General features: G+C 37.5%; 18 protein-coding genes and 1 tRNA gene. 13 read left to right on the top strand and 6 right to left on the bottom strand.

Translation table 11 applies throughout. The features are described from left to right. Positions 1-7: 7 nt before the first annotated feature. From CTY47_RS12035 to argB, 3 genes are read right to left on the bottom strand one after another with little or no spacing between them, the layout of a single operon-like run. Positions 8-1,759 carry a DUF6057 family protein gene (locus CTY47_RS12035; RefSeq protein ID WP_099465034.1) on the bottom strand — a complete coding sequence of 584 codons (1,752 nt, stop codon included), beginning with the start codon at positions 1,757-1,759 and terminating at the stop codon, positions 8-10. A gap of 12 nt (positions 1,760-1,771) precedes the next feature. Continuing rightward, entirely contained in the window at positions 1,772-3,241 is a 1,470-nt protein-coding gene (locus CTY47_RS12030) for an ATP-binding cassette domain-containing protein (RefSeq protein WP_099465269.1), read from the bottom strand. Positions 3,242-3,263: 22 nt separating this feature from the next. Beyond that, complete coding sequence (gene argB, locus CTY47_RS12025) at positions 3,264-4,031, bottom strand: acetylglutamate kinase (RefSeq protein ID WP_099465033.1); 768 nt, start codon at positions 4,029-4,031, stop codon at positions 3,264-3,266. 78 nt (positions 4,032-4,109) lie between these two features. On the opposite strand from argB, the gene CTY47_RS12020 reads away from it, so the two are divergent. Beyond that, a tRNA-Gly gene (locus CTY47_RS12020) sits at positions 4,110-4,182 on the top strand. A 38-nt stretch (positions 4,183-4,220) separates the two neighbouring features. On the opposite strand, the gene CTY47_RS12015 is transcribed toward CTY47_RS12020, so the two are convergent. Then, positions 4,221-4,928: a DUF6624 domain-containing protein gene (locus CTY47_RS12015; protein WP_143813384.1), complete on the bottom strand. Its 708-nt coding sequence runs from the start codon at positions 4,926-4,928 to the stop codon at positions 4,221-4,223. Positions 4,929-4,956: 28 nt separating this feature from the next. Beyond that, on the bottom strand, positions 4,957-5,157 hold the full coding sequence (locus CTY47_RS16920) for a hypothetical protein (protein WP_158228533.1): 201 nt from the start codon (positions 5,155-5,157) through the stop codon (positions 4,957-4,959). Positions 5,158-5,626: 469 nt separating this feature from the next. Between CTY47_RS16920 and CTY47_RS12005 the strand changes: the two genes are divergently transcribed. Further along, on the top strand, positions 5,627-6,148 hold the full coding sequence (locus CTY47_RS12005) for an HdeD family acid-resistance protein (protein WP_099465030.1): 522 nt from the start codon (positions 5,627-5,629) through the stop codon (positions 6,146-6,148). An 8-nt stretch (positions 6,149-6,156) separates the two neighbouring features. Here the strand turns inward: CTY47_RS12005 and CTY47_RS12000 are convergent, their stop codons facing one another. Next, positions 6,157-7,062 (bottom strand): helix-turn-helix domain-containing protein, encoded by a 906-nt coding sequence (locus CTY47_RS12000; RefSeq protein WP_099465029.1) that lies wholly within the window; start codon positions 7,060-7,062, stop codon positions 6,157-6,159. Between the two features lie 241 nt (positions 7,063-7,303). On the opposite strand from CTY47_RS12000, the gene CTY47_RS11995 reads away from it, so the two are divergent. The 11 genes from CTY47_RS11995 (at position 7,304) to CTY47_RS11945 (ending at position 18,456) form a co-directional block, all read left to right on the top strand. Continuing rightward, positions 7,304-7,903 carry a TetR/AcrR family transcriptional regulator gene (locus CTY47_RS11995; protein ID WP_099465028.1) on the top strand — a complete coding sequence of 200 codons (600 nt, stop codon included), beginning with the start codon at positions 7,304-7,306 and terminating at the stop codon, positions 7,901-7,903. Positions 7,904-7,916: 13 nt separating this feature from the next. Then, on the top strand, positions 7,917-9,293 hold the full coding sequence (locus CTY47_RS11990; protein WP_099465027.1) for a TolC family protein: 1,377 nt from the start codon (positions 7,917-7,919) through the stop codon (positions 9,291-9,293). A gap of 32 nt (positions 9,294-9,325) precedes the next feature. After that, positions 9,326-10,348 (top strand): efflux RND transporter periplasmic adaptor subunit, encoded by a 1,023-nt coding sequence (locus tag CTY47_RS11985; protein ID WP_099465026.1) that lies wholly within the window; start codon positions 9,326-9,328, stop codon positions 10,346-10,348. Positions 10,349-10,361: 13 nt separating this feature from the next. Then, positions 10,362-13,487: an efflux RND transporter permease subunit gene (locus CTY47_RS11980; protein ID WP_099465025.1), complete on the top strand. Its 3,126-nt coding sequence runs from the start codon at positions 10,362-10,364 to the stop codon at positions 13,485-13,487. 79 nt (positions 13,488-13,566) lie between these two features. After that, entirely contained in the window at positions 13,567-13,860 is a 294-nt protein-coding gene (locus CTY47_RS11975) for a PG0541 family transporter-associated protein (protein ID WP_099465024.1), read from the top strand. 11 nt (positions 13,861-13,871) lie between these two features. Beyond that, positions 13,872-14,591, top strand: a complete 720-nt coding sequence (locus tag CTY47_RS11970; RefSeq protein WP_099465023.1) for a response regulator transcription factor — start codon at positions 13,872-13,874, stop codon at positions 14,589-14,591. Between the two features lie 29 nt (positions 14,592-14,620). Continuing rightward, entirely contained in the window at positions 14,621-15,844 is a 1,224-nt protein-coding gene (locus CTY47_RS11965) for an NADH:flavin oxidoreductase (protein ID WP_099465022.1), read from the top strand. After that, complete coding sequence (locus CTY47_RS11960; protein ID WP_099465021.1) at positions 15,844-16,635, top strand: SDR family NAD(P)-dependent oxidoreductase; 792 nt, start codon at positions 15,844-15,846, stop codon at positions 16,633-16,635. The genes CTY47_RS11965 and CTY47_RS11960 overlap by 1 nt, the downstream gene beginning before the upstream one ends. Before the next feature lie 134 nt (positions 16,636-16,769). Continuing rightward, positions 16,770-17,360, top strand: a complete 591-nt coding sequence (locus CTY47_RS11955; RefSeq protein WP_099465020.1) for a 50S ribosomal protein L25/general stress protein Ctc — start codon at positions 16,770-16,772, stop codon at positions 17,358-17,360. 92 nt (positions 17,361-17,452) lie between these two features. After that, on the top strand, positions 17,453-18,019 hold the full coding sequence (gene pth / locus CTY47_RS11950) for an aminoacyl-tRNA hydrolase (protein ID WP_099465019.1): 567 nt from the start codon (positions 17,453-17,455) through the stop codon (positions 18,017-18,019). Between the two features lie 2 nt (positions 18,020-18,021). Next, positions 18,022-18,456, top strand: a complete 435-nt coding sequence (locus CTY47_RS11945) for an RNA-binding S4 domain-containing protein (protein WP_099465018.1) — start codon at positions 18,022-18,024, stop codon at positions 18,454-18,456. The last annotated feature ends 7 nt before the right edge of the window (positions 18,457-18,463 follow it).

The following is an 18,463-nucleotide window of genomic DNA, read 5'->3' as shown; positions in this document are numbered from 1 at the left end:
ATTCCTCCTATTTAAACATATAATAGAACCAGTAAGTGTCACCATACGAACGCCCTAACAATCCAGGCAAAGCATTCGGATTATTCCGGTTAGCAAGCACTTGCCTTTTATATTCATCAAAACGCTTTACAATAGACTCCGAAACACCAAAACGTTTCCAGTAATCAGATTCTCTTTCCGACAATGTTATTACAGCTTCCTGATAACTGGTTGGCAATACAGGCAGGAACTCCGTACCGTAATATGTCTCTATCATATTCTTAAACTTATCCATATCCTTCATTAACAGATAAAAAACGCCCAAATATTGAAATGCGGCTTTATTTGCGGGATTCTGTTCCGCCATCAACCGGAGATCAGCATCAAAACCGTCTATCTGAGACAAAATACTATTTGTCAAAAGTCCTTTTCGCATATTACCCAGCAAAGGATCACTCTCTACTTCAGCGTCATTATACAGAAATTTACGTTGTTCTTTTGCCCAATCTCTATAATAAAGCGTATTTTCCAGAACGGCTATATATTTTTCAGCAACCGGATAAGTACCATATATTAAATTGGTTTGCACTAAACGTTTCATCATACGCGGGTTACCATCACACAAAGAACCCAGATTGCTCTCAAACGCCATTTCCTGTGCAATTGCCACATTGCCCATTGCAAAATAAACATCACTCAGCAAAGTTGAAACATTTGCCGATTTATTCCAGGTAACAGCCAATCCTTGCGGTCCACGCTGGTCATATTTAAAAGCATCGTCTGCCAACTGCCCTTTATGTGCAAGCGCCATATTTGCATAACACATATAAAGATAGTTTGTCATCGGCTTTCTGCACATTTCCAATATCTTATCCCATTGTTCGGTACGAGCATAATAGTCCATCGTCTTCATCTGATAAGATTTGCTATCACCATACTTTTCTACACCTTTCCAGAAAAGGAAACAGATTAACAAAATCTGGATCGCACTTACAATCACCAGCATTTTTCCTTTTAGTTCATTCTTATGCCGTAAAATAAAAACAATCAACAATGATAACAAAAAAGACAACCATGAATAATAAATAACTTTATCCGGTACCAGACGTACATGATAATAGGCATCGGGCAAGAATGCAAAACGATATTCCCCGATAAAAGAGAAATAAACACTACCTATTCCAAGTAACAAGGCAATAAATCCCGTACCAAGAAAATAATACCAGCAAGAAGTTCGATTGATTACTTCACACAACATAATAGCCAAAGCAAACAAGCTAAAAACGGCACCTGCAAAAAAGAATAATAAAATAGTAGCAACGAGACTCGCAACCAACCGGTATATAACCGGTTTGATCTTCAACACTCCATATAGAACCAATAACATCATACCCAAGGCAATCGTCCCTTGTAATATATAGTTATAATCAAAATGAACAAATAACAATGTCAGAACCGGAAGTAAAGGTAGTATAAACAAGTGTGTTTTCGGATCGATCCGCCTCAGTACCATGCTAGTAAGAAGCCCGATCAAAGTTAGCAGTGCCGCAGTAATAACTGCTCCTGCATACGGTACAATAAAAAACTGCACCAAACTTTCAGTGATAACCAAAGCCAAACCTCCGGGCTTCATCAGCATCTCTGAAATGGATGGCCAGGAAATCTGAAACAGTTGATTTTGCTCAACACTATAAAAATGAAATTCACTGAATACCGATAAAAAAACACTCAGGAACAAGAATATAATCAGATAAAATAAAATATCCGGTAGTTTTTTCATAACATTGAAGTATTAAGCATGTTTCACCAGTTGAAAACGTTTATCAACGCAAACCGGTAATTCATGCGGATAGTGGGTCACATATATCAGCGTCTTTCCCGGACGCGAACAAAATTGTTCTATTATATCAGCAGCTTTTTTCTTATTGCTCACGTCCAGTCCATGAAGCGGTTCATCCAGAATTATTAAATCAGGATCTTTCACAAATGCACGGGCCAACAAAGCCAAACGCTGTTCGCCCGACGAAAGAGTAAGGAATGGTCGGTCTTTCAAATCCCCAATGCCAAATACCTGCATCCATGCCAAAGCAATCCCCTGTTGTTCCTCATTACATTTACGATACAAACCAATAGAATCAAAAAAGCCGGAACCTACAATATTAATAGTCGGAACATTTTCCATATAATAAAGGTGCATTTCCGGAGAAACATACCCTATTCTCTTTTTAATGTCCCAAATACTTTCGCCAGAGCCACGTTTCCGGTCAAACATATAAAGCGTATTAGCGTATGATTGCGGATTATCGGCATATACAAGGCTGAGCAAAGTAGATTTACCAGCGCCATTCGGACCAAACAAAGCCCATTTTTCGCCATTCTTTACTTCCCAGTCAAGATCTTTCAGAATAGTTCGGGTTCCATACTTAATACAAACATGTTCCATACGAAAAGTAACCTCGTGCGTGGAAGGCTCTTTTTCACCTCCATTCGGAAGAAATACAAATTTCTCTCGAGAGAAACCAGATTTTCTCTCGGATGGAAACAATTTTGCAACTAGTTCCGCATCCTGCAAAAACTGAGTACGCGACATTGGTTTCAGTATATTCCGGTTATAAACAGGAAGCACATCCGTTATCATTTCCGGTATGTCATTCGGATTAGAAAGCAGCAAGACAACCTGTACGCTTTCCAACTTTGTCATCTGCTGAAGCATCTCCACCAACAAATCGCGCGAAGGAGCATCTAATCCGATAAACGGATTATCGAGAATAAGAATACGGGGACGGCTTAACAATGTTCTTACAACCAAAAACTTCCGTAATTCGCCACTGGATAAGAATATTAATTTTTTAGGCAATAATTCTTCTATTCCGAAAAGAGATAGCACTTTTGCTAATTCTTCCGTATCTATATAATCCTTCAATATCTCCTCAACCGTAGGCATTTCATCTGTTTCCGTAGAATGCCAACGCTGCTGGTAATAAGAATTACGGCAATCTGCCAACGAATAAATATCTTTAAAAGCAATGCATTTAACCAGTTCGCTCACTTTTCCGTCATAGCCGAACACAACATCACCCTCTTTAATCGCAAACTTACGTTGCATCATATCCGCAATCAACGTTTTACCGGCTCCATTCGGGCCGATAACAGCCCATTGCTGTCCTTCTTCTATATCCCAATTGACAGGCGCAGCAAAACGTAGCTCCGGTAAACGGGGCACAACCTGTTGTATACTTACTATCTTCTTCCGATTATCCATTTTCTTTTTGTACTTACAGATATCAGCTGATCCGCGTTCCTTTTCCATTATGTATTTCGGATGCCTGCGTAATAATTACCTGTTTAACACCTGCATCTATTGCCTGATAAGCATTTTCCAGCTTCGGAATCATACCACCCTGAATAATGCCTTGTTCCACATATTTTTTAAACGTATTCCGGTCTATCTCAGGTATAACGCTTTCGTCATCACTTTCATCCAACAATACGCCTTTCTTTTCAAAGCAGAACATCAAAGTAACGTCAAAATGCTTTGCTAAAGCTTTTGCAGCTTCTCCGGCAATCGTATCGGCATTGGTATTCAGCATATTTCCCTGTTTATCATGTGTCAACGGAGCCAATACCGGCACAATATCCTGATGAATAAGCGATGCCAACAAGTCTGCATTCACCTCCTTTACATCACCAACAAAGCCATAGTCAACTTCCGCCACCGGACGTTTATCCGAACGCATCAGGTTCATATCTGCACCGGTTAAACCCAAAGCATTCACATCCAAAGCTTGTAAACCGGCAACTATATTTTTATTTACCAAGCCGCCATATACCATAGTCACAACTTTCAATGTTTCAGCATCCGTAATACGGCGGCCATTTACCATTTTGCTTTCAATACCCAATTGTGTAGCCAGTTTAGTTGCCGAACGCCCGCCGCCATGCACCAGCACTTTATATCCTTCTATAGCCGAAAAATCATGAAGCAAACTGCGAAGCGTACTTTCTTCTTCCACAATCTTTCCGCCCACCTTTACCAAAGTAAGTTTTTCCATTTATTTATACGCACTAATTATTTTTGCGCTCAAAGTTACTAAAAAAAGAAAGATTTATATACTTTTGCATCATCCAACGCGGTAGTAGCTCAGTTGGTAGAGCATCAGCTTCCCAAGCTGAGGGTCGTGGGTTCGAGCCCCATTTACCGCTCAATCTGATAATCAGCAAGTTATTATCATACACACACTTTATTGTCCTTTAATCCATTTCGCAAAACTTTCAAAGGAACCTAAATTAAATTCCGATCTGTATAAATCCACATTCAAAGAATCAAGCAATGGAACAAAAACAACCTCTCCATTCAATACACGATATTGTGTTCCGTATTTTTGAACGCCTTTTCTAATTGATAAAATTTTATCTTCAAAATTAGGATATAACTGAACTTCTAATTCTCCGTTTTTCACCGCTTGCCTGATAATGCCTAATTTATTTTCGAGCACTTCGATCGGAGCATGAAGATAAATTAAATACATGGTTAACTTTGATTTTTTTGTTTTCAAACTGTTTCCTAAAAAGCCATTATTATCCATCAACTTATTTACATATTCCAAATTTTTATCATCAATAATTCTCATGCTATCCAATATTATTTTCGCCTCTGCAGATTCAGTATCTTTTCCTTTACGAAGAATCTCATTCTCGAACTGTTCACGAATATCTTGGTCCAATTTGAAAACTGAATCAAGTCCTTCACTGACTCTATATAACAACGAATCTCTTTTCCTGACTTTATCCAAGCAAAGATTGAAACGGACTTCATCGAAAGAAGGAAAATTTGTATTCTTTTTCATATGATCATAATAAGAATACCCTTTATTTACAGACATCTCCAACATTTCAAAAGCTAATTTCTTTTGTCCCAATCTTGCTGCAAGTGCTCCCGCATCATACAAATGCCTCGGATTCTGTGGAGTTTCTTCTTTAAATGCTTTTAAAAAGATAAACTAATGCCAACGAATCATTTTCATCTACATACATATATGCAGAATCCTTCAATTCATTATATATTGTATTGACAACCATAGCTCCTTCTACTTGATTATCCCCGTATGAAGAAACTATAAAAACAAATAGTAGTATAACAAAGCTAAATACACAAATTATTTTCGTCATATTCTTCATAAACATTATATTTACATTTTAAAGCATATATATCTGACGGATCTGATGTATACACCCTACAGTCTAAACACATATATCTGTAAACGCATATTTTGCAACTATCTATTTCATCCTTTTTAATAAACCACAAATCTTTAAAACCTTCTTTATCTGTCACTTCAAATCTAATTTTTTATTTTTTCATTGTATTAATAATCTAAAATCCAACATGTTGTAAATATATATTTTTTTAGAGACAAAAAAAACACAACAAAAATTTAACTTATACAAAAAACTTCAAAATTAAAAAACAAACAGTCCTTTATATTCATCCCGATGATTTTACAAAAACATACTGATGATTTGAAAATATGATCCTGATGAAATTAAAATTCCGATTCTACAGAATTTACAAATTCGAACAAGCTGCAAGAAAATACCGTATATTTGTTGTTATATATAAAAGAACATTTTAAAACGAATTTACAACATGAAAAAAATTAACAACGCATTATTACGCAGTGCCTTTGCAATGATTTTAGGATTCGTACTGGTGTTGTGGCCCGAAGCAGCTGTTACTTATTTAGTAATTACCATCGGAATATTCTTTATCATACCCGGCATTATTTCGCTTTTAGCCTATTTCACAAGAGATACGAAACAAGAGGAGCTTGCCCCCATGTTTCCACTGGAAGGTGCGGGAAGTATTTTATTCGGCGCATGGTTAGTTATTATGCCGACATTTTTTGTCAATATATTAATGTATATATTAGGAGCTTTATTAGTAATTGCGGGAATCCAACAATTAGTGGCTCTTATTTCAGCAAGGAAATGGAGTTATGTACCCTGGGGATTTTACATTATGCCAATTTTAATTCTTATAACTGGTGTAATGATATTGGCATACCCGTTCGGAGCCGCAGCAAATACCTTTATCGTATTTGGTATTGCCAGCATTTTCTACGGAGCATCCGAACTGATAAACTGGTATAAGTTCCGCCGCAGAGATTAAAGATTATATTAAGACTTCCTATATTCCATAGGAGAAATTCCCATATGCTTCTTAAAGAACTTACCAAAAGTTGACTGGTCGGAAAAATGTAAAATATCCGCAACCTGCTGAACTGTCGTTTGAGGTGCTTTAAGAAGCATTTTAGCCTCTATAATCAGAGCATCATCAATCCATTTATTTGCCGATTTCCCAGTCAGCTCTTTAAGGATTAAGGATAGGTACTGAGGAGTAATAAATAATTTCTCGGCATAGAAAGTAACCACATGCTGTTCTTTGCAATGTTCAAAAAGCAACTGTAGAAACTGTTCAAACAGTTCTTCCTTTCGGGAAAGGACCTGAGGGGTCATATGCTCCCTTCTGCTTCCAAATATATTAGCCAACTCAAGAAAGAAGCCAATCATTGCATTTTGTATCACTTCTTTCTGGAATAAATGAGTACGCAGCTTTATTTTACCCCTTACAAATTCAATATAATTTTCTAAATGTTCGGCTTCTTCCGGTTGCAAATCAGAACATGGATTTTTACGAATCTGCATATAATGAACCATAGATGCTCCTTTTTTATTCGGATTACATTCATCCAGAAAAGGTTTTGAAGCTATCACCATACGAGCTTTAAAATCCTTGGTCACAGACAATATCTGGACTGTATGGGTAGGCATAATTGTTATAAAACTATTCTTTTCTACCGTATATGGAATGTAATCTATATTTATTTTCGAAGAGCCATCAGTTACCAAAACCATTAGCAACGCATTCAAACGCATTGGTGTAGAATATTCCGGATCATTATTTTCATAAATTGTAGAATCTTTGCCGTCTACATCTGCTATAGAAAAATCATTATGGAAACTATCACAACCAACAATAGACTTATTCAACTCTGCAATTTCAATAAGAGGAAGATTTTCCATGTCTGATAAATATTTTTTAACTTTACTGGCAAAGATAAGTATTTTTCATTTACAAACCATGTTCGTTTCATTTTTTACCAATCCATAACACAATCTTCCATAAATAGGTCAAAACCGAACCAATAATTTTCATTTTTGACCAATCATGTAACGGAATAAACCTTTTCAGTTTTCCAAATATGAAAGACCTTTGTTTTCTCAATTCTACAAATTCTATTCATAGAAATCTCTAAAAAACAATATGATAAAAGAACAAATTTTGCTTACTGCATTTGACCTCTTTTCACAATACGGAGTAAAAAGCGTAAGTATGGATGACATAGCCCACAACATGAGTATTTCTAAACGAACTATTTATGAGTTCTTTGAAGACAAAGAAGCTTTATTAATAGAAGGTATGAAACTAAACAGCAAACACTTAAGTCTCCATATCGAACAATTAGAGAAAGAACCTTACACTGTGATGGAAGTTATTCTTCTATTTTACGAAGAATTGTTAAAAAACACCAGATGGTACAATAAGAAATATTACGACGATTTGAAAAAATATCCAAAAGCGTTAAAACAGGCAGAAAAAAACGAAGCTATTTTTTCAGACAAATGTCTGGCATTATTGGAAAGGGGCAAAAAAGAAGGTGTATTTTTACAGGATGTAAACTTCAAAATCTTAGCTTTGCTGGCTAAAAAACAAGCAAAGATGCTTTGCCCCTCCAAAATATTTGCAAATTATTCTATTTCAGAAGTATACAACACCATATTATTAACATTTCTAAGAGGAATCAGCACAGAGAAAGGCAGAATTATTTTAGACCGGTTTGCAATAAAGCAATCATACAAATAAAACAAAAAGAAAAATGAAACAATTATCAATCAGAAATAAAATCGTGTTGGCTGCAATATCTTTATTGCCGTCTTTAACCTGTATTCCTGCAAAATCGCAGGAAGTCATAAAATTGGATATGGATAAAGCGCTAGAGATTGCATTAAGCGAAAATCCAACTATTAAAGTAGCCGATAAAGAAATTCAGAAGAAAAAATATGCAAAAAAAGGCTCATACGCCTCCTTGTTTCCTCAAATAAGTTTCTCAGCCGATTACAACCGTACATTAAAAAAGCAAATAATGTACATGGATATGGATTTAGGTGATGCCCAAATACCGGGCATGGATAACAGCGGAATGCAAGATGGTTTCGAAGTTGGGCGCGACAACAACTGGAATACAGGATTTAATGCTTCCATGCCTTTGGTTAATGCCTCTTTATGGAAAAGTTTAAGTATATCTGCCGTTGACGTAGAACTGGCAATAGAACAAGCCCGTTCCTCAAAAATTGATATGGTTAATCAGGTAAAGAAAGCATTCTATTCCGTGTTATTAGCCAACGACTCTTACCGTGTATTCAAAGAGAGTTATGATAATGCAATGGAAAATTATCTGGACGTAAAAAAGAAATACGAACAAGGAACCGTTGCTGAATACGATCTCATCAGAGCAAACGTAACAGTAAAAAACAGCGAGCCAAACATGCTTCAGGCAGAAAATTCACTTACTTTGGCCAAATGGCAGCTAAAAGCATTGTTAGGTATGGATCTGGAATTAAACATCGATTGCGAAGGGCGTCTGACCGACTACGAATCCGAATTATTCGGAGATTTCCTGTCTACCGACACATCTTTAATAAACAACACGAATTTAAAATTAATTGACTTACAAAGCAAACAGTTGGAAAAGACATTAATAATGCAAAAATTCGACTTTTTGCCTACTCTCTCAATGACCGGATTATATCAGTGGAGCGCAATGAACAATGATTTTAAATTCAAAGATTATCAATGGAATCCATATTCTATGATAGGTGTTACATTATCTATACCTCTGTTTACCGGAGGAAGCCGGTTTTACAAAACCAAGCAAACCCAGGTTTCTATTGACCAGTTAAAATTGCAACGTGAAGATACCGAGCGTAATTTGCAATTAGCCATAAAACAATACATGGACAATATGAGTACCTGCATCAAACAATTTGATGCAGCTCAAAAAGGAGTGGAACAAGCAGAGCGGGGTTACCTAATCGCACAAAAACGTTATGATACAGGAGCTGGAACATTATTGGAACTAAATGATTCAGAATTGGCTATGACTCAGGCCAAATTGAATTTCAATCAATCTATCTACAATTATATCATAGCGAAATCCGAACTTGAAAAGATTTCCGGAGAACAAAAATTTTAATTTCAAAACGTATAATATAAACTAATTACAATATGAAAACAAAGAAAATACTGTCAGCAATTCCCGCAGTTGCATTACTTATACTAATGTCATGTTCGGGAGAAAAAAAGAACGAGGCAGTAGATACCGTCAATGAAAAAGCTAAAGTCAAAATAGAAAAAGTATCCATGCAAGACGTTGAACAACAGAATGAGTTCACCGCTACAGTTGAAGCTAACATTGTAAACCGCATTGCTCCGCAAACGCCCTTTCGTATTGAAAAATTATTTGCAGAGGTTGGAGATCATGTTAAAGCAGGCCAATTACTCGTTAAAATGGATGCTACAAATTTAAAACAATCCAAAGTTCAACTGGATAACCAGGAAATAGAATTTAAAAGAATAGATGAACTTTACAAAGTGGGAGGTGCTTCCAAATCGGCATGGGATGCACAAAAAACAGCGTTGGAAGTTGCTCGCGAGACATACAAAAACCTTCAGGAAAACACTCAGTTACTTAGTCCTATAACGGGTGTCATTACAGCACGTAATTACGATTCGGGTGATATGTATACCGCTGCCGAACCTATTTATACCGTAGAAGAAATACGCCCCGTAAAACTATTGGTAAACGTTTCGGAAAGCTTTTTCACAAAAGTAAAAAAAGGGAATGATGTGGATATCAAATTAGACGTATATGGAGATGAGATATTCAAAGGAAAAATCAGCCTGATATATCCCACCATCGATCCGTCTACAAGAACATTTCCTGTCGAAATAAAAATCGCAAATAACGATGAACGTGTTCGTCCGGGAATGTTTGCACGTGTTACTATCACTTTTGGGACGATGAACCATATAGTAGTTCCGGATCTTGCCATTGTTAAGCAATCCGGTGCAGGAGATCGTTACATCTATGTATATAAAGACGGCAAAGTTTCATACCAAAAAGTAGAACTGGGACGTCGTATGGATAATAAATATGAAATCATTTCAGGAATCAATGACGGTGATATGGTAGTAGTTTCAGGCCAAAGCCGTTTGAACAATGGAATGAAAGTAGAAATTGAACAGTAAGAAATAAGGCAATATGAGTTTATATGCAACAGCGGTAAAAAAACCGGTAACAACAGCTCTTGTTTTTGTAGCCATCGTTATTTTCGGTCTTTTTTCCTTAACCAGATTATCCGTTGATTTATTACCGGAAATAGAGACCAACACCATTATGGTAATGACGTCTTATGCCGGTGCCAGTGCTGCGGATATCGAAATGAACGTATCCAAGCCACTGGAGAACGTGTTGAATAGTGTTAGTGATTTAAAACACATAAAATCCCAGTCAAGAGAAAACATTTCAGTCATTACTCTTGAATTTGACTATGGTACTGATATTGATGTGGCAACAAATGATGTCCGCGATAAACTGGACGTAGCAGAGCCAATGTTGCCGGATGACGTGGATAATCCTATAATCTTTAAATTCGGCACTAGCGACATCCCCATCATAATCCTGTCGGTTACTGCCGAAGAAAGTACGAATGCACTTTATAAAATATTAGACGATAAAGTATCAAACCCATTAGCCCGTATCAGTGGAGTCGGTGCTGTATCTATTTCGGGAACACCAACCCGTGAGGTACAGGTATATTGTGATCCTTACAAACTGGAGGCATACGGAATTTCAATTGAAGGTATCTCTTCCATCATTGCACAAGAAAATAGGAACACTCCGGGCGGTAGCGTTGATATCGGCTCAAACGCCTACTCATTACGTGTACAAGGAGAGTTTACCGACGCACATCAAATGGAAAATCTGGTTATCGGTTCAAAAGACGGTAAATCTATATATTTACGTGATGTAGCCCGTATTGAAGACAGTATAGAAGAGCGCGCGCAAGAGACCTACAACAACGGTAAAAAAGGAGGTATGATTGTTATACAAAAACAATCAGGAGCCAACTCTGTAAATATTGCGAAAAAAGTACATCAGAAATTACCGGAAATACAGGCAAGTCTTCCTTCGGATGTAAAACTGGGTGTTATCATGGATACCTCAACTAACATTCTGAATACAATTAATAGTTTGCAAGATACCATTTTTGTAACTTTCATTATTGTTATGTTAGTTGTATTCATATTCCTCGGCCGGTGGAGAGCAACGTTTATTATCGTTTTAACAATTCCTATATCACTGATCGCGTCATTTGCCTATTTATTAGCATCAGGAAACACATTGAACATTATCTCTTTGAGTTCCTTGTCTATTGCAATTGGCATGGTAGTAGACGACGCCATTGTAGTATTGGAAAATATTACGACCCACATCGAAAGGGGTAGTTCCCCCAAACAGGCAGCCGTACATGCAACCAATGAAGTGGCTATTTCCGTTATTGCCTCCACTTTGACTATGTTAGCTGTATTTTTACCGCTAACTATGGTTACAGGCATGGCCGGGATTTTGTTCAAACAGTTAGGATGGATGGTTAGTATCGTTATGATAGTTTCAACGGTTGCAGCTCTGACCTTAACACCGATGTTAAGTTCACAAATGCTCCGTCTTAATTTAAATAAAGGACGCTTGTATACTTTGTTTTTCACTCCTATAGAAAAGGCTTTGGACAAATTAGATTATGTATATTCGCGCTTTCTATATTGGGCTGTACGTCATCGTAAAACAGTCATATTAGGGGCTGTGATGATTTTTGGTGGCAGTATGCTGCTTGTGCCTACTATCAAAACAGAGTTTTTCCCAACTCAAGACAATGCCCAAATTAGTGTCCATATAGAATTGCCGGTCGGAACACGCCAAGATATTACACGTAATCTGGCATTGCAAGTAGATAAACTTTTCCGGGAAAAATATCCGGAAATAAAAACAAGCAATTTTACAGAAGGACAAGCCGATTCTGATAATACCTGGGCACAATTAAGCAATAATGGAACGCATATCATTGATTACTATATCAATTTATCAAGTGTAGGCGATCGTGAACGTGGATTGGTTGAAATCTGCGAAGGAATGCGCAAAGACCTTGCCCAATTTACCGAGATTAAGAAATTCAAAGTAATAGAAGGAGGACAAGAAGAAGGTATGGGAGGGCAGAATGCCGTTGATGTCGAAATCTACGGATTCGACTTTGCCAAAACGGATGCTGTAGCAAACGACTTGGCAGAGCGCATGCGTAAAGTGAAAGGCTGTTCCCAGGTTAATATCAGTCGTGAAGATTATATACCTGAATATCAAGTTGATTTCGATCGCGAAAAACTTGCACTAAACGGATTAAATATCACAACTGCTGCATTAGCTCTTCGAAATCGCATTAATGGAGCGACAGCTTCCAAATATCGGGAAGACGGAGACGAATATGACATCAAAGTTCGTTATGCACCGGAATTTCGTCAAAAGGTTGAGGATATAGAAAACATCGTAATTTACAATTCGGCCGGTCAAGGTATCCGCATTCGAGATTTAGGTAAAGTAGTAGAGCGTATGACTCCTCCTACTATCGAACGAAAAGACCGCGAGCGCGTAATCACCGTATCAGCCGTAGTTGGTAAAGGAGCAGCTATGAGTGATATTGTAACTGCTGCGCACAATGAATTAAAGAAGATGGATATCCCGTCTGATGTAAGCTGGCAATTAGGTGGTACTTACGAGGATCAAATGGATACATTCAAAGATCTAACCATTTTGATGATTCTGATCATTATATTAGTATTCATTGTCATGGCAGCACAATTTGAATCACTGACAGACCCATTTGTAATTATGTTCTCCATACCATTTGCTTTTACCGGGATTGTATTGGGATTATCAATCACACAAACCCCGTTAGGTGTAATGGCATTAATCGGAGTTATTATGCTAATGGGTATTGTTGTGAAGAATGGTATTGTATTAATTGACTACACTATTCTTTGTCGCGAACGTGGCCAAAGCATATTAAATGCTGTTGTAACAGCCGGCAAATCTCGTCTTCGTCCCGTATTAATGACTACCTTAACAACCGTATTAGGTATGATCCCTATGGCTATCGGAACTGGTGAAGGTTCTGAAATGTGGCGTTCTATGGGTATGACAGTAGCATGGGGCCTTTCTGTTTCTACTTTAATTACATTAATTATCGTACCGGTTGTATACGCTGTATTTGCAGGAAACGGCGTACGCCGGCGACATAAAAAAATAGCCCGCATGTACCGTCGCGGAGAATTATAATACAAATAAGTGCCTTTTAGGATATTTTTTAATATCTTTATGGGCACTTATTGCTACATACTTATTAAATAAAAAATATATGAAAGCAATATTTATATCATTCAACCAGGCTTATTACGAAATGATAGTCACCCTTATGGACAGGAATAACATCAAGGGATTCACTTACTGGGACATTGTACAAGGACGCGGAAGTAAAACTGGTGAGCCACACTACGGCAATCACGCGTGGCCTACATTAAATTCTGCAATTCTTACAATGGTGGAAGATAGCAAAGTTGATCATTTCCTCGATTTGCTACATCAATTAGACCAGCAAACAGAAGCCCAAGGTTTACGTGCATTTGTCTGGAATATTGAAAAAACCATTTAGATAATAAAAGCATGAAATCATCAGCCAATAATTGTTCCGCATCAGGTAATCCTTTAAAAATACTTGTATTTGATCAGGATAGCAATTTAGGCAGCATTCTACAAGAATGCTTGATAACGGAGAAATACGACGTTGATCTTTGTCATAAAACAGATCAGGCGAGTGCTCTATATCGTCTAAACAATTATGTAGCATGTTTAATCGTTTCGCAGGATACTGTAAAGAGCTATTTTGATTTGGTCACTGATATAAAAGCAATAAATGACGCGACTTCAATCATTTTCATCGGATATCACCCAGAAAAAGAAGAAGTGATTGCAGCCTATCATCATTATGCTGATGATTTTATACGTATGCCAATAGGTACTGATGTGATAAAAGCACGCTTATATGCAATATTAAAGCGGACATGCAATATTAAAAGCACAACAACATGGTATTATAAGTTCGGAGCATTTACATTTGATTTACGGAAACAAATTTTATCCGTTGGCAATAAAAGTACAAGACTCACAACAAAAGAATGCGAAATGCTACAATTACTTTGTGAAAATGCAAACCAGCTGGTTAAGAAAGATTTCATATTAAAAACTATATGGAAAAGTGATAGTTATTTTAGTGCAAGAAGTATGGATGTTTACATTACTAAATTACGTCATTTATTAAAAGACGATCCCACTATAAGCATTATAAACGTTCATGGTAAGGGTTATAAACTAATCACAAAATAATCTGAAACATAAACCGTCATATAAATAAAATGGACAAATCAATACTATTCACACCAAGTAAGATAGGGCCTCTTACATTAAGAAATCGCACAATACGTGCTGCAGCTTTCGAAAGTATGGCTCCGGGTAATGCTCCTTCCGAAATGCTTTATAATTATCATAAATCAGTTGCAGCAGGAGGTATAGGTATGACTACTTTAGCTTATGCGGCAGTAACGCAAAGCGGCTTATCATTTGAGCGTCAACTTTGGCTACGACCTGAAATTATACCTGGCATACGTTATATTACTGATTCTATCCATAAAGAAGGAGCAGCTGCTTCCATCCAGTTAGGACATTGCGGAAACATGTCTCATAGAAACATTTGTGGGTGCACGCCGATGTCAGCCTCCAGCGGTTTCAACATTTATTCACCAACCCTGGTTCGAAAGATGAGGCAATCTGAAATAACAGCTATTGCCAAAGCATACGGGCAAGCTGTCAAGCTCGCCAAAGAGGCAGGCATGGACGCTGTGGAAATACACGCGGGACACGGTTATCTGATCAGCCAGTTTTTATCGCCCTACACAAACCATAGGAAAGACGAATATGGTGGAAGCTTGGAAAACCGCATGCGTTTTATGAAAATGTGTATGGAAGAGGTTATGAGTGCAGCCGGTTCTGATATAGCTGTTTTAGTAAAAATGAATATGCGGGATGGGTTTAAAGGAGGTATGGAACTTGATGAATCATTGGAAGTAGCCCGTACCCTACAAAATGAATGCGGGGCACAAGCTTTGATTCTTAGCGGCGGATTTGTAAGCAAAGCCCCCATGTACGTAATGCGGGGAGCAATGCCTTTAAAAACTCTTACCTATTATATGCCTAATGGGTGGCTTCCTCTTGGCGTAAAAATCGGAGGACGTTTTATGATACCCTCTCTACCTTTCAAGGAGGCTTATTTTTTAGAAGATGCTTTAAAATTCAGGGCTGCACTAAAGCTACCCTTAGTTTATGTTGGCGGATTAGTCTCCAGAGACAAAATCGACGAAGTTTTAAATCATGGCTTTGAATTTGTAAGCATGGCACGGGCGTTAATTAATGAACCTGGTTTTGTCAACCGCATGAAGGAAGATGAACATGCCCGTTGCGACTGCGGACATAGCAACTATTGCATTGGCCGTATGTACTCAACAGAAATGGCATGCCATAAACACATACAAAATTTACCGGCAAAACTCATTAAAGAAATAAAACAATTGGAGTATAAGTGATGGAAAACAGATGGGCTTTAATAACCGGAGCCAGTTCCGGTATAGGATATGCTTATGCTGAAGAACTGGCATCCCGCAAATATAATCTTGTTATTGTCAGCAATGAAAAGCAAATTATACAAGAAAAGGGAAATATTCTTGCCGAAAAATATTCAATCAAGGTATTCTCTTTATACATAGATTTAGCAGAACCTGATGCTGCAAAAAATTTATATAATGCTTGCTGTCAAAAAAAAATTCAGATAGATATATTGATAAATAATGCAGGAATGTTCTATTTCAGGGAGTTTACTGATGAAAAAGCAGAGCTGACTGAAAAAATGCTTTATTTACATATCACTACCCCCACCCAGTTATGCTATTATTTCGGCAAAGAAATGAAAAAACGCAAATATGGATTTATACTTAACATGTCTTCCATGTCTGCGTGGTTACCTTATCCGGGAATTGCCCTCTATGCCTCTACCAAGCGTTACCTAAAAAGCTTTTCAAAAGCACTGCGTTCCGAGCTATATGACTATAATGTGAGTGTCACTGTACTCTGTCCGGGGGCGGTATGTACAAATCTGTATAATTTAAGTGATCATCTCAAGAGCCTTGCCATTAACCTGGGTATCATGATGAGAGCCGAAACACTTGCATATAAAGGAATAAACGCACTTTTACACCGTAAAGCAATGCTCATACCTGGTATATTAAACAAAATAGTTCTTCCTCTTATCCTGTTATTACCTGCAGGATTTATAAGATGGTGTATGCGAAAAAGCAAATTATTACCGACAACTGATTAAAAAGGATAATAAAATACTTGCCGGATAAAAGAAAAAGCATACCTTTGCATCGCTTTTTCAGTCCACGCATCGTGTGATGGAAAAATTAGAAAGCAAAAACATCTAATTTTGAGTAACACAAATCAAAAAAGAAAATGAAAACATTTCAATTAGAAGGAAAATCAAGAGAAATTGCAGCAGCTTCTGCAGATCAGAAAAGAGCATTGAAAGCTCTGCGTTCAAACAATCAAATTCCTGCTGTTTTATACGGTGGTGAAAAAGTAGTTCACTTTTATGTAAGTCTGGATGCTGTTCGCAATCTGATTTATACTCCGGAGATCTTCATTATAGATTTAACAATCAACGGTAAGGCAACAAAAGCAATTGTTAAAGATTTACAGTTCCACCCGGTAAGCGATGCAATTCTTCACATTGACTTTTTAGAAGTTAACGAAAAGCATCCTGTAGTAATAGAAGTTCCTGTTACTTTGGAAGGTCATGCCGAAGGTGTTAAAGCCGGTGGTAAGCTAATTCTGCAGATGAGAAAACTAAAAGTTAAAGCTCTTTACAACCAGATTCCTGAAAAACTAGTTATCAACGTAGACAATTTAGGTCTTGGAAAGACTATGCAGGTAGGTGCATTGCATTTCGAAGGTCTAGAATTAATGAATGCTAAGAATTCTGTTGTTTGCGCTGTTCAGTTAACACGTGCAGCTCGTGGTGCTCAGGCAACTGCTGGTAAATAAGATTCTTACTTAGAAAATATTTTCTATAAATAAGAAGGGGGCTTTATTCGTAAGAATAGTCCCCTTTCATTATATATATAAACCATAAAACAATGAAATATTTGATAACGGGACTTGGTAATATCGGTTCCGAATATTGGGGAACCCGGCACAATATCGGTTTCCGGGTAGTAAACAAATTGGTTGAAGATGCCGGTGCATTATTTAATGAAGAACGTTACGGGGCTATTGCCCGTATGCGCGTAAAAAATTGCGAACTAATTGTTCTAAAGCCAAACACATTCATGAATCTCAGCGGGAACGCTGTACGATACTGGCTTCAAAAAGAAAATATTCCTGTTGAAAATCTATTAGTCATAGTAGACGATCTTGCTTTACCATTCGGAACTCTCCGTTTAAAGCCTAAAGGTAGTGACGCCGGTCATAACGGTCTGAAAAACATAGCTCAGATACTTAACACTCAGGAATACTGCAGGCTTCGTTTCGGCATAGACAGCAACTTTCCTCGCGGAGGTCAAATAGACTATGTGCTTGGACAATTTACGCCCGAAGAACTAGAGTACATGCCCGAAAAACTGGAACGCGCATCAGAAATGATAAAAAGCTTTTGTCTTTCTGGTGTTCAAAACACAATGAATCAGTATAATAACAAACAATGATCATGAACGAAGTACGTATAGATAAATGGATGTGGGCAACCCGCATATTCAAAACCCGTACTATTGCAGCCGAAGCCTGTAAAAAAAACAGGGTAATGGTTGGCGGGGTTAATGTAAAGCCCTCTCGTATGATTAAGGTAGGAGATATTATTCAAGTACGTAAACCACCTATCACTTTTTCATTCAAAGTATTGGCTTTGGCCCAAAACCGTATGGGAGCAAAATTAGTTCCCGGTTTCATGGAAAACGTAACAACTCCCGATCAATACGAAATATTAGAAATGAACCGGATATCAGGTTTTGTTAACCGTGCAAAAGGATTGGGTCGCCCAACCAAGAAAGACCGTCGTGAATTAGAACAATTTACGGAACCCGACTTTCTTGATGATGGCTTTGATTTTGAGTTTGATTTTAATTCAGAAGATGAGGATAAATAACAGGCAT

This window comes from Parabacteroides provencensis, assembly GCF_900232875.1.
GTDB lineage: Bacteria > Bacteroidota > Bacteroidia > Bacteroidales > Tannerellaceae > Parabacteroides > Parabacteroides chinchillae.
Note: the sequence above shows the minus strand (reverse complement) of the source record. Positions and strands in the feature narration are given on the sequence as shown.

Bases quoted from the DNA above. Each gene is read 5' to 3' on its own strand.
- CTY47_RS11970 (WP_099465023.1), top strand. From the start codon at position 13,872: ATGAAATCATCAGCCAATAATTGTTCCGCATCAGGTAATCCTTTAAAA.
- argB (WP_099465033.1), bottom strand. From the start codon at position 4,031: ATGGAAAAACTTACTTTGGTAAAGGTGGGCGGAAAGATTGTGGAAGAA.
- pth (WP_099465019.1), top strand. From the start codon at position 17,453: ATGAAATATTTGATAACGGGACTTGGTAATATCGGTTCCGAATATTGG.
- CTY47_RS16920 (WP_158228533.1), bottom strand. From the start codon at position 5,157: ATGAAGAATATGACGAAAATAATTTGTGTATTTAGCTTTGTTATACTA.
- CTY47_RS11995 (WP_099465028.1), top strand. From the start codon at position 7,304: ATGATAAAAGAACAAATTTTGCTTACTGCATTTGACCTCTTTTCACAA.
- CTY47_RS11975 (WP_099465024.1), top strand. From the start codon at position 13,567: ATGAAAGCAATATTTATATCATTCAACCAGGCTTATTACGAAATGATA.
- CTY47_RS11960 (WP_099465021.1), top strand. From the start codon at position 15,844: ATGGAAAACAGATGGGCTTTAATAACCGGAGCCAGTTCCGGTATAGGA.
- CTY47_RS11965 (WP_099465022.1), top strand. From the start codon at position 14,621: ATGGACAAATCAATACTATTCACACCAAGTAAGATAGGGCCTCTTACA.
- CTY47_RS12005 (WP_099465030.1), top strand. From the start codon at position 5,627: ATGAAAAAAATTAACAACGCATTATTACGCAGTGCCTTTGCAATGATT.
- CTY47_RS11990 (WP_099465027.1), top strand. From the start codon at position 7,917: ATGAAACAATTATCAATCAGAAATAAAATCGTGTTGGCTGCAATATCT.
- CTY47_RS11945 (WP_099465018.1), top strand. From the start codon at position 18,022: ATGAACGAAGTACGTATAGATAAATGGATGTGGGCAACCCGCATATTC.
- CTY47_RS11980 (WP_099465025.1), top strand. From the start codon at position 10,362: ATGAGTTTATATGCAACAGCGGTAAAAAAACCGGTAACAACAGCTCTT.
- CTY47_RS11955 (WP_099465020.1), top strand. From the start codon at position 16,770: ATGAAAACATTTCAATTAGAAGGAAAATCAAGAGAAATTGCAGCAGCT.
- CTY47_RS12035 (WP_099465034.1), bottom strand. From the start codon at position 1,759: ATGAAAAAACTACCGGATATTTTATTTTATCTGATTATATTCTTGTTC.
- CTY47_RS12000 (WP_099465029.1), bottom strand. From the start codon at position 7,062: ATGGAAAATCTTCCTCTTATTGAAATTGCAGAGTTGAATAAGTCTATT.
- CTY47_RS12030 (WP_099465269.1), bottom strand. From the start codon at position 3,241: ATGGATAATCGGAAGAAGATAGTAAGTATACAACAGGTTGTGCCCCGT.
- CTY47_RS11985 (WP_099465026.1), top strand. From the start codon at position 9,326: ATGAAAACAAAGAAAATACTGTCAGCAATTCCCGCAGTTGCATTACTT.